The sequence below is a fragment of the Pseudoduganella danionis genome (genome assembly GCF_009720775.1).
Taxonomy (GTDB): domain Bacteria; phylum Pseudomonadota; class Gammaproteobacteria; order Burkholderiales; family Burkholderiaceae_D; genus Rugamonas; species Rugamonas danionis.
Map to the genome: position 1 here is coordinate 272,703 of NZ_WNKW01000005.1, position 13,536 is coordinate 286,238.

The window sequence follows — 13,536 nt, forward strand, 5'->3', positions numbered from 1 at the left end:
AGTTGACTTTCCACAATGCTACTCCAAGGCAATCACGATATGTTGTCTCCATGCACAAACAAGGAAGAGTAGCCCATGTCCACGCCGCCTAAAATCCAGCATGTGATGGAATATCCCGCCGCCGACGCCCAGCATAGCTTCGCCCTGAAACTGATGGAACTGCTGGTGGTGCCGACTTTTGTACTCGATCTGCAAGGCAAGGTCATCATCTGGAACCGCGCCTGCGAGCGCCTGACGGGCGTGGAAGCGTGGGAGGTGCTGGGCACGCGCGATCACTGGAAGAGCTTCTACCACGAGCAACGCCCCACGCTGGCCGATCTGGTGGTCGAGCACCGCAGTAGCGCCGCTGCGCTCGAGCACAGCCCACAGGTCCGCCGCGCCGATACCGATAGCGGCCTGTGCGCGGAGAACTGGTGCGATATGCCGCGCCTGGGCCGGCGCCGCTATCTGGTGGCCGACGCCAGCCCTATCCATGACAGTGCCGGCCAGCTGGTGGCCGTGGCCGAAACCCTGCGCGACGTCACGGACGAAAAACGTGCGCAAGCCGCACTGGAACAGCTTGCCACCCGCGATGGCCTGACGGGGCTGGCCAACCGGCGCTGCTTCGACGATACGCTCAATGCGGAATGGGCGCGCGCGCTGCGCCAGAACCAGCCGCTGTCACTGCTGATGGTGGATGTCGACAACTTCAAGCAGTACAACGACGCCTACGGCCACCTCGGTGGCGATGAATGTCTGCAGCGCATCGCTGGCGCCGTGGCCTGCGAAATGCGCACCAACGATCTGGTGGCGCGCTATGGCGGTGAAGAATTTGCCGTCATCCTGCCCAACCAGTCGCTAAAAGGCGCGGCCATCGTGGCCGAACGCATCCGCTGCCGAGTGGAACAACTGCACCTACCCAATCTCGGCAGTCTGCAGCATGTGGTCACGGTCAGCATAGGTGCAGCGACGGCATTTGCCGCACCGGGCAGCGATCCGGGCCTGCTGGTGGCCACTGCCGATTCCGCGCTGTACCGCGCCAAGCACATGGGCCGCAACCGCATCAGCTTGCCTGAACCGGAGGCTACTTAACCGGTGTAAACGATGTAGTCGAAACCGTTGACAATGGAACCGATCACGCCAGCCTGATTCTCGGCCGATTCCGAGATCGCAGACAAGACCTCGGCCCGGTTGGCAGCGCCGATATTGATGTTGTTCTCGTAAAACGCCAGCCCGACGGCATCGGGTGTGCGGTGCAACACGTTCTGATAGATCTGTGAAACGAAATCGTGCGTGTTGAGGTTGCTGCCATAGGCGTTGATAAACTCTACGCTGGTCATCAGATAATTCGCCACCTGCGTCAGGCTATAGCCATTTTCCAGCGCACGAATCCAGTAGCCCAGACCACCGAGATCCGGTGCACGATTGAACGCAGCCTGATACAGGCGGTAAGCCTCGCCGCCGATCTGGTGGTCGCCGATATCGAGCGCCACCGCATTGCCGCTGACGAAGAACAAACGTTCCACATTACTCAGCACGTCCTGGGTCCCGCCCGCCGAGTCCGTCACCACGAATTCGTTGCCGCTGCCGCTGACCGTATAACTGGCGCGCGCCTTGGCGAAACTGGCCGTATCGAAACCGGCGCCCGCATTGACCAGTTCACTCCCTGCGCCCAGCACCAGCTTGTCATTGGCCGCGCTGCCATTCACAATCTGGCTGATCTGACTCAGGTCTATGGTCCGGTCAGAGAATTTCAATTGTTCGATGCCGCTCAGCATATCCGTGCCGTCGCCGCTGACCTGCAGACTGGCACTACTACCATTCAGCAGATACTGATTGTAGCTGCGGGCAAACACCATGGTATCCGTACCGGCGCCGCCGCTAATGGTGTCGCTGCCGGCGCCGCCATAGAACGTATCGGCACCACTGCCCCCCATCAGGATATTGCCCGCGTCATTAGCATAAATGGTGGAGCCGCCCGAACCGGCCTGAGCCTTCTCTATCGTGACGTTATAGGCGATCGAAATATTGTTATAGCCAGGCGCCGTCGAACTGAAGCTGCCAGCCTTGAGATTAATCACCACCGCCCCCGTGCAGGCAGTGAAATCAAACGTATCGCTACCACCGGCATCCCAGATGCACTGCATCGCCGCATCGGTGCTAAAACTGTAGGTATCGGCCCCTGTATGGTAGGTCATGTTGGCGCCATACAGGTACTGGATCGCCTGTATGTCATACAGCATGGGGGTAATGCCATATTTATGATTGAGACTGAAACCAGCGCCGTTGTTATACGACATCTGGGTATATTCGATATTATCGGTCACCGTAGGCAGAAACGGGCCATCGATACTGCCGCCCGTCGAATCATAACTGCCAGGGTGCTTGAGACCCAACGTGTGTCCCAGTTCATGAATCAGCACCGATGTACCGAATGTGCCATCGCCGTAACGGCTATTGGACGAGTCCGTATTATTCAGGAACAGATAGGTAGGATCACCGCCATTCGGCAGATAAGCGTAGCCACTACTCTGATTACCCTGATCGTTGGAGCCTAGCTGGATGTCACCGCCCGACGCGACTTCGGTAAAGGTGATATTGGCGACCGCTGCCCAGACGGCCATTTCGGCGCGGGCAGCCGCTTGCTGGGCGGTAGTGAGCGGCGCAAATCCGCGCACATCGTCTATGCTGCCATCGCTAGGCGCCACGGTCATGAAGCTATAGGTGAGCGTAACGGCCATACCGGGCCGCTTCGCCCAACTGCTAAAGACCAGCGAATCTATCGAATTGTTACCTGTTGCAAAAAAAGCCATGGCTGATCAGTCGAAACACAAAGAAATTGCCACCATCCTAGCATTAGAACGGCAACGCCTGCAGATCGGGTTCTACCCAGTTTCGCCGTGCGTCGGTCGAGAACAGGCAGTCGCTGCTCCAGTACTTGAGCGGCCAGTGCTTGTCGCCGATGGGCGAGGCCAGCAGGCCAGTGCACAGCGCTGCCAGGCCAGTATCAGCCGGCTGCTGGCGCACATAATCGGACACGGCGCGCAGCGAAGCCTGGGTAATGGTTTCATGGTAGCCACCCGTATCGGTGTTAGCGACACCGCAAGCCAGATTGTAGGCGCGGATTATGCCCGGCATGGCAACCGGCGCGTCGATATCGGGCCGCGCCACCACCAGCCACAAGGCAGCGGCCAAGTGGGCTGCATGGGTCCATTGCTGCTTGGGCAGACTGCAGTCAAGCAGGCCCTGGCCTATGGCCTGTATCTGGCCTTCGCTCATTAAAGCGCCTTGATAAGCACTCATGCAGTATCTCCAAATGGGTTGGCAACAGTATTCACGGCGGCCGGCGGCAGCATGGCAGGCAGCGTACGGCTTTCCAGCGCCGCCACCACATCGTTTAGCAGTTGCTGCAAAGCGCGCGCATCGGCCAGTCCAAGCTGGTCTGCCGTCAGGTCCAGATCGCCGCTAATGGTGATACGGTCCAGCCGGTTCTCTATGCACAGCCGGCCGATATGGCGCACATCGGCTTCATTGGCATAGGGTAGGAATGGGCGCGATTGTTTCATTTTCCACCTCTCGATTTACGCAGCTTTACATTTGGCAAACGCAAAACTGTCTCCTTTTGCGCAGCACCCAGACTGGGCAGCAAATTGATGCCTATGCGCGCCTCGAGTTGCGCAATACTCATCAGTTCATAGTCGCTGGTGGCGCGATTTTCCACAAAAAAAGCCGCACCAGCACGCTGACGCGGGCTATAGACTACCTTGTACAGGTGGCTAGGCACCAGCACATTGCCGATCTTTTGCAAATTTGCACCGAGAAACACCGGGCCCGTCAGCACATACAGTTCGCCTTCCTTGAGCGCTTGCTTGCGCACCACCGCTTCGATGCCGGCCCACAGATGGCGGTTGTTTTCGCCTTCCTGCGGCACCATATTTGCCAGTGTAAAGCTCTGGTGCTGGCTGGCGCGGTCCGGCATGTCACCGTTGGGCGCCATATGACCTCGATCATAGCCGCTGCGCGCGTAGTCGGACAGCTCGGCACGCGCACTGGGCGGCAGCCGGGTTTCAGCATGGAAGGAGTTTTCTCGGGACAGGGTCTTGGCCGACTGCAGTTGCTCGGCCGTCAGATGCTCCGCCGACCACAGCGGGGTGCGGGTGATACCGGAGTGCATGACGCCGAACTCATCGTAGCAAAGCTCGGCCGTACCGGCCTGCATGCGCGGATTCTGGATTTCCGGCAGGCGCCCGTCCACATAATGGGCAGGACAACTGCCCGCCACTGCCCCCGCACAGACACCGGCCGCCAGCAGCACGGCCAGCATACTACGTTGAATCACACCCATCTTTTATCCGTAGAAATATGAAACAGGCATTCTAGCGGACAGATAGCCGCCCGCACAGGGCGGCACATACTCAGGCGGGCCTGCCCGTGACTTGGGGATTCGGTGTGGGCTCGGCCACCTTGTGCAAGTGATTTCGATCAAGATGGTGGAACGGTTCGCTCTGGCCACGGATCAGCATCACGGTGTCTTCCTCGTAGGACCAGCTGCCATCGTCGTGGAAGCTCACCTTGATGCGGTATTCCACGGTCTTGAAGCCATGTTCGAGGAAGGGATTCGAGCGTATGCCATAGGTTTCCGATTCGCGCAGGGCGATCAGTTCGAACTCGCGCGCATCGGCTGCCACCACGCCGGCCGCCATGGCGATCTGGCCACGCGGAATGGCCAGCGTCTGGATTACCGTGCTGGTAGCCGGTTCCCACAGCCAGTAACCCACCTGCTCGTGGTAAGTCTTGGGCTGGTCCGGCTTATTGACGATGATCAGATAGCGCAAACCATAGAATAGCTGCGGCCCGTTGGTCACAGGGTCGATCGGTTGCAACTCGATGCGCTCCACGTAAGCCTGCTTGCGCGGCCCGTCCGCCTTGGGCTTGATATCGAGGCCGCGCTCGCCTGTCCAGATACCGGCCATGCGGGCTAGCGGTCCCAGATTATTCAGAGTACTGCGGTCGTAGCCTTCCGGCTCGGTGTAGATATCGTTTGAAAACTCGCTCATACGGATTCCTGTCTATGCTGATGAGCACTATTGTATGGCGGAATTGCCGAATAAGCATAAGTCGTCGCTAGCGGTGTAGCGGCCGCCGCGACTGGCAATACGCGCACCGCCAGTATGCCCACCACATTATTCAAGCGCATACGGCATAGCGTCAGGCCATCCTCGTCTGTAGCGGCCAGCCTGAGCTGCACTTCCAGTCCGCCCGCAATGGCATGGCTGCGCAAGCTGCGTAGATCCAGATCAAGTCGTCGGACGATGGCCAGCACGGCTTCCAGTGTAGCGATAGGGGCATCGTCTTCGATGCAGAAACGGAAATTGGCCTGAGTATTTTTCATACAGCCAGAATATCCGCAATCTTACGGAATAGGCTTCCATAGTATATGCAAATTGGTGAAATACACAGAAGAATCACCTATCCAAGCTAGAATAGGCAGAAGATAAATCTTTCAAGGATCGGACAGATGGAAATCGACGAAATAGACCGCAAAATTCTGCGTGCCTTGCGCCGCGACGGCCGCCTCAGCAATACCCGTCTGGCCGAGCTGGTCGGCCTGTCCACCACGCCTTGCTGGAACCGGGTACGCGCGCTGGAAGAGGCAGGAATGATAGAAGGCTACACCGCCCTGCTGAGCCAGAAAGCGCTGGGCTACCCCGATACAGTCATCATCGAAGTCACGCTGGACCGGCATGACGACGATATTTTCGAGAAATTCGGCCAGGCGCTGGCCGAGCTGCCGGAAGTGATAGAGGCTTATTTACTGACGGGAGAATATGACTATCTGATCAAGGTGGCCGTGGCCGGCACCGCCGGTTATGAAGAATTCCTGCGCCGCAAACTATATAAACTGCCGGGCTTAAAACACAGCCGTTCCACCTTTGTTTTGCGTTGTTTAAAACACAGTGTTTCTGTCGAACCATAGTTTGGTGAATTTATTCAACATTAATAAGCGCGTAATACCTAAAAGCCACACTTTCGCCATTTTGCTTGCCCCGCTATTTCTTCAATAGTAGATTAAAAAAACAGAATATTTAACAAAAAGGGGAACACAATGCGATTTAATCAGATTGCGGCATTAACAACCTTATCGATTATTTCATCCGGCGCCCTGGCGGTAGAAAGCAGTTTTAGTGGTTTTGCCCAGTTGACGGTGGGCCGCGTGCTCAGCGGCAGTAGCGATGGCAATGTACCGTATCAGATAAATGCCCAGCCCGGTTATAGCTACAAATGCCCTTGCTTTACTGGCAATTATGAATATGTCGGCATGTATGAATACCACAAGACTCAGGTCCAGCCTGAATCGCTGGCTGGTCTGCAGGGCAATTTCAAATTCTCGCCTGATCTGTCCGCCACAGTGCAGGTGGTAGCGCGCGGCGCTGACAGCTCGGTCAATGCAGACTGGGCCTACGGCAGCTACCGCATCAACGAAAACCTGACGCTGCAGGCCGGCCGCAAGCGCCTGCCACTGTACTACTACTCCGACTACATGTACGTGGGCTATGCCTACCCGTGGCTGCGTCCGTCGCAAGACTTGTACGCCTGGCAGATCTACTCGTATGACGGCGCCAACTTGCTGTACACCAACACGGCGGGTGACTGGACATATACGGGCAACGTCTGGGTCGGCAAGCGCAAGAGTAACGATAACCAGATGCTCGGTAATCTGTACTACTCCAGCCGCATCGACGAATCGTGGAACAAGATGATCGGTGCTTATCTGGATGCCAGCAACGATATATTCAGCCTGCGCGGCGTATATATGCACACGGTGGTGGAACGTTATTCGGTGATTAATGGTGTACGCAGTCCCGCCATGTCGGGGGCGAATGGTCAGTTAATTAATGATGTCGGTCAGGCATTTTATGGCCTGTCCTTCAATATGGATTATAAAAACTGGCTGATGCGCAGCGAAATCAATTATATCGACCGTCCCTCTGTTAAAAACAGCTTTATAGTCCAGTCTTATTCCGGCGGTTATAAATTCGACCAGCATTCGGTCATGTTATCGTATTCTCAATTCGCCGAGCATTCCGCTTACTGGCCAACCGGCACGGAAAAACATAACACTACTTCGCTCACTTATCGCTGGGACTTCGCTACATCGCAAGCGTTGAAAGTGCAGTTCGACAAAGTCAAGGACAAATCGAAATTCCAATTCACGGGCGACGCCAATTTGCTGTCCGCTTCGTGGCAAATGGTGTTCTGATCGGATCCGACAATAATAAACAGACTATAAGGGAGTGTTTTATGCAGAAGTTATTCATCAAGCTGGCGCTGGTCAGCACCTGTATGCTGACGGGCCTCGCTGCGGCGGCGGAAATTGTGGTCGTGGTCAATCCGAAAAACCCGGCCACGCGCATGTTCTCCGAACAGGCGTCGCAGTTCTTCCTGGGGAAATCGACCATGTTCGTGCCGCTCGACCAGGCGGAAAAGTCGCAGATCCGTACGGATTTCTACCAGCGTCTGGCCGGCAAGGATATTTCTCAGGTCAAAGCGGCCTGGGCCAAGATCATCTTCACGGGCAAAGGCGTGATGCCAGCCGAGCTGCATTCCACGGCCGAAGTAAAAAAAGCCATCGCCAACGATATCAATGCCATCGGCTATATCGAAAAATCGGCCGTTGACGATAGCGTCAAAGTCATCCTCACCCTGCCTTAACCTTGGCGCCGGCTGGCTGTCCTGCACAGCCAGCCGTGCCGCCAGCGCGCTTGTCTCGGTTACAATGGTGGCATGAACGCAAAAAAAATCTTCCCCATCCTGCTGCTGTTCAGCGCCTTCAGCGCTACAGCGGACAACGCGCCTCCTCTGGGCTGGAACAACTCTGCCGAGCTGGGCGCCATATCCACTTCCGGTAACACGGTCGGTAATTCCGTGACGGGCAAACTGGACGCCCATCAGGAACTGCGCAACTGGAGCAATGAATACATCCTGGCAGCCTACTTCAAGGATGAAGAAATCAAGCAGGCCAGCGGCGAGCGGGTACGCCAGCGCTCGGCCCAGCGCTATTCATTGTCGGCCAAGGCGGCATTCAAGCTGCTGGAAGACCACAACCGGCTATTCGCGCTAGCTACCCATGTGGACGACCGCTTCGGTGCATACACCCGCTACTCCACGCTGGGCGTCGGTTACGGCACTCAGGCCTACGCCACCGAGAGCAGCAATATGGACGTGGAAATCGGTCCGGGCTACTTTCAGGGCACGCGCTCGAATAGCGTAACGGAAAGCGGCATGACCATACGCGGCGCAACCAACATCAAATGGAAAGTCAGCGACACGGCCCAGCTGTCGCAGAACATCATTATCGAGCGCGGTACCTCGAACGTGCATTCGCAGGCCGAAACAGCACTGCGCACCAAGATCAATGGCACCATGCAGATGAAAGCCGCCTACAGCATCCGCAACGATACCAATGTACCCGCGGATAAGCGCAATACCGATACCCAGACCTCGGTCACCCTGGTCTATTCGTTCTGATTTTTTACTAGTCCTCATTCCATGAATACTCCCCGCATTTTCGGCACGCCACTGGCACCCAACGCCACCAAAGTCATGCTGCTCGGTTCTGGCGAACTCGGTAAAGAAGTCATCATCGCGCTCCAGCGCCTGGGCGTAGAAGTGATCGCCGTCGACCGCTATCCGAATGCACCGGGCCATCAAGTGGCGCACCGCGCCCATGTCATCAACATGGCCGATGGCGCGGCCCTGGCGGCCCTGATCGAACAGGAGCAGCCGGATCTGGTCGTGCCGGAAATCGAAGCCATCGCCACCGATACGCTGGCGGCACTCGAGCAGGCCGGCAAGATCACCTGCATCCCCACCGCCCGTGCTGCCCAGCTGACCATGAACCGCGAAGGCATACGCCGCCTGGCGGCGGAAACGCTGGGCCTGGCCACTTCGCCTTACCGTTTCGCCAGCAGTCTGGCCGAACTGCAGGCGGCCACGGCGGAAATCGGTTTCCCCTGCGTCATCAAACCCGTCATGTCCTCGTCCGGCAAAGGCCAGTCCAAGATCGATAGCGCGGCCGAAGTTGCCGCCGCCTGGGACTATGCCGCCGCCGGCAGCCGCGTCGACGCCGGCCGCGTGATCGTCGAAGGCTTTATTGATTTCGACTACGAGATCACCCTGCTGACGGTGCGCTCCATAGGCGCCGATGGCCAGATCCAGACCCAGTTCTGCGATCCTATCGGCCACGTACAGGTGCAGGGCGATTACGTCGAATCCTGGCAGCCCTGCGCCATGCAGCCACTGGCACTGGAGCGGGCGCGCGAGATCGCCGCCAAAGTTACGGCCGATCTGGGCGGACTGGGCCTGTTCGGCGTCGAGCTGTTCGTCAAAGGCGATATGGTGTGGTTCTCCGAAGTCAGCCCGCGCCCGCACGATACCGGCATGGTCACCATGGCTACCCAAGTGCAGAGCGAATTCGAGCTGCATGCCAAAGCCATCCTCGGCCTGCCCGTGAATGTGGCGCTGCGCACGCCCGGTGCTTCGGCCGTGATCTACGGCCAGCATGACGCGGTCGGCATCGCGTTTGAAGGCGTGGCGGCAGCGCTGGCCGTGCCGGGCAGCGATATCCGCCTGTTCGGCAAGCCGGAATCGTTTGCGCGCCGGCGCATGGGCGTGGCACTGGCCAGCGCGGCCGATGTGGACACGGCACGCCAGCATGCCAAGCAGGCCGCAGCACTGGTGCAGCCGCGCCGCGCCGAATAAAACTGGCGACATGGATGTCGGCGCCCGCCGGCATCCACTTTCTGCCACAGCAGCAGCCGAACAGCGTATAGTGCTTGCCAACGAGATAGCACCATGACAGCCATGCCCGATGCACAGCCTTCCACCACCACCAGACTACCCTACCTGGCACTGGTGATGGCGCTGACTGCATGCTATTTCCTGTTCGCGCGCGCCAGCCTGCTACTGGCCTTCGCACATAGCAATGCCACGCCCGTCTGGCCGCCTTCCGGTATCGCCTTTGCAGCCATGCTGGCCTTCGGTTACCGCGTTTGGCCGGCCATCCTGATAGGCGCCACCTTTGCCAATCTGGCCACCTTCGTCGGCAACGGCCTGGCGCCCGACCTGTCCACCAACCTGATTTCGCTGCTGATAGGCGCCGGCAATACGCTGGAAGCGGCCGCTGGCGTCTGGCTGGCCCGTTACTATGCCTGCGGCCGCCAGCCATTTTCCCAGCTACAGGATGTCTACAAATTTGCCCTGATCGGCCTGCTCATGTGCGTGCTGGCAGCCGTAGTCGGCAGCGGCGTGCTGTATCTGGGCGGCATGGTTAGCTGGACCGCACTACCCACGGTCATGTTGACCTGGTGGGTGGGCGATGTGGCCGGCGTGCTGCTGGTCACCCCTGCCCTGCTGGCATGGCGTCCAGCGCAAGGCGCCTACCGCCTGAGCTGGCAGGCAGCGCTGGCCGTGCTGGTGTTGCTGGCCATGATTACGGCCATCTTCGCGCGCCAGTACAGCGCCGGCGATGGCGAAGGCTGGCTGCCCTACCTGCTGATCCTGTGTGTGGCCTGGGCCGCCCAGCGCTACTCCCAGCGCGGTGCCAGCCTGTGCTGTCTGCTGATTGCCGCGGGCGCCGTGCTGGGCACCATACGGGGACTGGGTCCGTTCGCGGTGGGCACGCTCAACGATGCCTTGATCGCGCTGGCCAGCTATGTGGTGCTGTGCAGTGTGATCGGCATGGTGCTGAGCGCCGACGATTATGAACGCCACCGTACTCAGGAGCGCATGCGCGGCCAGAACGCGGCCCACTGGGCCACGCTGCTGGCTGGCATCGCCCTGACGGTGGTGGTATGGCAGTTGGTAGCCCTGAGCACGGAACGGCGCGCACGCGACCAGTTCGATGCGCGCGCCGCCGATATCGCCGAGCGCATCAGCCGACGCATGGACTTGTATGCGTCCGGACTGCGTGGCGCGCGCGCACTGTTCCGCGTCGAGGCTGAACCCACGCGCGCGCAATGGCAGGCGTTCACTGAAGCGCTGGATATCCGCAACAGCATGCCCGGCATGCTGGGGCTGGGTTATGCCGCACTGATACCGCACCAGCAGCGCGAGCAGGTCGAAGCGCAAATCCGTCTGCACGACCGCAGCGATTTCCACATCTGGAGCCTGCCCGGCGCCAGTCCCGGCCCTGCCGCCGGCGTGGTGCTGTATCTGGAACCGGCCAGCGGTGCCAATCTGCGCGCCTTCGGCTATGACATGATGTCGGAACCGATACGCCGCCAAGCCATGCTGGAAGCCGCGCGGCTGGGCGAACCCGTGCTGACGGGACGGGTCGTGCTGGTGCAGGAAGGCCCGGGCCAGGGCCAGCCCGGCTTCCTCATGTATTTCCCCATTTACCACCAGCGTGCCCAGTTCCCGCGTGGCCGTGCCGCGGCCGCGCTGCGCATGGACGCGCTCAACGGTTTTTCCTATAGCCCGATCCGGGCCGAGGAAATGCTGGCTGGCCTGCTGGGTCCGGCGGACAATGGCTTGCTGCTGGAAGTGTTCGACGGTGATAGCACGGCAGCCGGCAATCTGCTGTATGCGAGCGAAAGCCGCTTGCCGGCCGAGCTGGAACAATACCCGAATCCGTATCAGCGCCTGCTGCCGCTGGACTTGCTGCGCCACCGCTGGACCCTGCGTTTGACCTCGCTGCCCGCGTTCGAAAACAGCATAGACCGGCAGAAGTCGCACATCGTACTGCTGGCAGGCGTGATTATCAGCCTGCTGTTCTTCGGCGTGGTGCGCGCACTCACGGCGCGCCAGACCTATGCCAGCGCGCTGGCAGAAGAAAAGACTGCCGCCCTGCGCGAATCGGAAGCTTCGCTGATCGTGGCCAGGGATCTGGCAGAGGCGGCCAGCCGGGCCAAGTCGGAATTCGTTGCCAACATGAGCCATGAAATCCGCACCCCGCTCAATGCCGTGCTGGGCATGACCCAGTTGCTCAACAACACCACCCTGTCCGCCGAGCAGCAGAAATATCTGGACATGATAGGCAGCTCCGGCACAGCCCTGCTCAACATCCTCAACGATGTGCTCGATCTATCCAAGATCGAGGCGGGCCGCATGGAGCTGGCGCCGGTCCAGTTCAGCCTGCAAAGCGTGCTCGATGCCGTGGCCACCATCATGACCGTCAATGCCAGCGAAAAGAATCTGGAACTGGCCATCGGCGTCGATCCCGGCGTGCCGCAGGCGCTGTGCGGTGATAGCCACCGGCTGCAGCAAATCCTCGTCAATCTGGTTGGCAATGCCATCAAGTTTACGGAAAAAGGCCGTGTCTGCGTGCTGGTGGAACGGGCCGGCGCCAGTGGCGAAGCGGTCACGCTGCGCTTTAGCGTCAGCGATACCGGCATCGGCATTCCGCAGGAACAGCGCAGCCTGCTGTTCGCACCGTTCTCGCAAGCCGATGCATCAATGACGCGGCGCTTCGGCGGCACCGGACTGGGGCTGGCGATTTCGCGCCGCATCGCCGCACTGATGGGTGGCGAAATCGAAGTCGACAGCACTCCCGGCGTGGGCAGCGTGTTCACCCTGCGCATCCCGCTACGTTATGGCATGCCGGCCGCCGTCGACGAAGCACCGCTGCCGAGCCAGCATGTATTGCTGATCGAAGCCGACGCACTGGCAGCCGACTACCTGCGGCGCAATATCGCCAGCCTGGGCTGGCGCTGCAGCCACGCCAGCAGCGGCGAGCAGGCGCTGCAGTTGCTGGGCAGCGGCCAGGCCAGTTTCGATGCCATCCTGCTAGCCTGGAATCTGCCCGGCATGGATGGACTGGCCACCATGCAAGCCATCCGTGCAGCCCGTCCTGTCGATTGCCCTGCCATCGTGCTGCTGACCAGCGCCTATGGACAAGGCCAGCTACTGCATCATCGTGAAGCCGAGCTGGCCAATGCGACACTGCTCAAGCCCGTTACGCCGGCCCGTCTGTACGAAGCCTTGCGTACCACCTTGCGCCACACCCCGACCACGGCAGCCAGTGCCGATCTGGGCGCCGTCGCCGCGCTGCGCATCGATGGCGTGCGCCTGCTGCTGGTGGAAGACAATCCGCTCAACCAGCTAGTCGCGCAAAGCATGCTCAGCTACGCGGGCGCCACGCTGGAAACCGTCGACAACGGCCGCGCGGCGCTCGACCTGCTGCGCACCGATAGCCAGCGCTTCGATCTGGTGCTGATGGACGTGCAGATGCCGGAAATGGATGGTTTCGAAGCCACCATGCGCATCCGTTCGGAACTCAAACTGTCCCTGCCCGTGCTGGCCATGACAGCCGGCGTCATGCAATCGGAGCGGCAGCAATGCATCGCCTCCGGCATGAACGATTTCATTGCCAAGCCGGTCGATATCGACCAGATGCTGCGCACCATACGGCGCAATCTGCCACCACGCCGCCCCGCCTGAGGCATCAGATGCCTTGCAGTAACTTGCATTGCGAAATGCTCAATTGTTACATCTTCACCATAGCGCCCTCATGTGCGCAAGATCAAAATTTTTGCTGAAAGCTGCCACGTTGAACGC

The 13,536-nt window shown here is 59.5% G+C and carries 13 protein-coding genes; 7 read left to right on the top strand and 6 right to left on the bottom strand.

Annotation, left to right across the window (positions count from 1 at the left end; translation table 11 throughout):
• The first annotated feature begins 75 nt into the window (after positions 1–75).
• Positions 76–1,071 (top strand): sensor domain-containing diguanylate cyclase, encoded by a 996-nt coding sequence (locus GM655_RS17750; RefSeq protein WP_196308798.1) that lies wholly within the window; start codon positions 76–78, stop codon positions 1,069–1,071.
• On the opposite strand, the gene GM655_RS17755 is transcribed toward GM655_RS17750, so the two are convergent.
• From GM655_RS17755 to GM655_RS17780, 6 genes are all read right to left on the bottom strand, one after another.
• Positions 1,068–2,720 (bottom strand): DUF4214 domain-containing protein, encoded by a 1,653-nt coding sequence (locus tag GM655_RS17755; RefSeq protein WP_229632621.1) that lies wholly within the window; start codon positions 2,718–2,720, stop codon positions 1,068–1,070. The two genes, GM655_RS17750 and GM655_RS17755, sit on opposite strands and share 4 nt — an antisense overlap.
• A 115-nt stretch (positions 2,721–2,835) precedes the next feature.
• On the bottom strand, positions 2,836–3,282 hold the full coding sequence (locus GM655_RS17760) for a hypothetical protein (RefSeq protein ID WP_229632622.1): 447 nt from the start codon (positions 3,280–3,282) through the stop codon (positions 2,836–2,838).
• A complete protein-coding gene (locus GM655_RS17765; RefSeq protein ID WP_155436021.1) occupies positions 3,279–3,545 on the bottom strand; it encodes a hypothetical protein in 267 nt (88 codons plus the stop codon). Before GM655_RS17765 ends, GM655_RS17760 begins: the two co-directional genes overlap by 4 nt.
• Positions 3,542–4,324 (bottom strand): DNA/RNA non-specific endonuclease, encoded by a 783-nt coding sequence (locus tag GM655_RS17770; RefSeq protein WP_155436022.1) that lies wholly within the window; start codon positions 4,322–4,324, stop codon positions 3,542–3,544. The genes GM655_RS17765 and GM655_RS17770 overlap by 4 nt, the downstream gene beginning before the upstream one ends.
• Positions 4,325–4,394: 70 nt before the next feature.
• Entirely contained in the window at positions 4,395–5,036 is a 642-nt protein-coding gene (locus tag GM655_RS17775; protein WP_155436023.1) for an FABP family protein, read from the bottom strand.
• Positions 5,033–5,371, bottom strand: coding sequence for a hypothetical protein (locus tag GM655_RS17780; protein ID WP_196308799.1), 339 nt, complete (start codon positions 5,369–5,371; stop codon positions 5,033–5,035). The genes GM655_RS17775 and GM655_RS17780 overlap by 4 nt, the downstream gene beginning before the upstream one ends.
• Before the next feature lie 126 nt (positions 5,372–5,497).
• On the opposite strand from GM655_RS17780, the gene GM655_RS17785 reads away from it, so the two are divergent.
• From GM655_RS17785 to GM655_RS17810, 6 genes are all read left to right on the top strand, one after another.
• Positions 5,498–5,956 carry an Lrp/AsnC family transcriptional regulator gene (locus GM655_RS17785; protein WP_155436024.1) on the top strand — a complete coding sequence of 153 codons (459 nt, stop codon included), beginning with the start codon at positions 5,498–5,500 and terminating at the stop codon, positions 5,954–5,956.
• Positions 5,957–6,085: 129 nt separating this feature from the next.
• Positions 6,086–7,240 (top strand): hypothetical protein, encoded by a 1,155-nt coding sequence (locus tag GM655_RS17790; RefSeq protein ID WP_155436025.1) that lies wholly within the window; start codon positions 6,086–6,088, stop codon positions 7,238–7,240.
• A gap of 41 nt (positions 7,241–7,281) precedes the next feature.
• Positions 7,282–7,692, top strand: a complete 411-nt coding sequence (locus GM655_RS17795) for a hypothetical protein (RefSeq protein WP_155436026.1) — start codon at positions 7,282–7,284, stop codon at positions 7,690–7,692.
• A 72-nt stretch (positions 7,693–7,764) separates the two neighbouring features.
• On the top strand, positions 7,765–8,508 hold the full coding sequence (locus GM655_RS17800; protein ID WP_155436027.1) for a DUF481 domain-containing protein: 744 nt from the start codon (positions 7,765–7,767) through the stop codon (positions 8,506–8,508).
• 21 nt (positions 8,509–8,529) lie between these two features.
• On the top strand, positions 8,530–9,741 hold the full coding sequence (gene purT / locus GM655_RS17805) for a formate-dependent phosphoribosylglycinamide formyltransferase (RefSeq protein ID WP_155436028.1): 1,212 nt from the start codon (positions 8,530–8,532) through the stop codon (positions 9,739–9,741).
• A 93-nt stretch (positions 9,742–9,834) separates the two neighbouring features.
• A complete protein-coding gene (locus tag GM655_RS17810) occupies positions 9,835–13,419 on the top strand; it encodes a CHASE domain-containing protein (protein ID WP_155436029.1) in 3,585 nt (1,194 codons plus the stop codon).
• Positions 13,420–13,536: the final 117 nt, after the last annotated feature.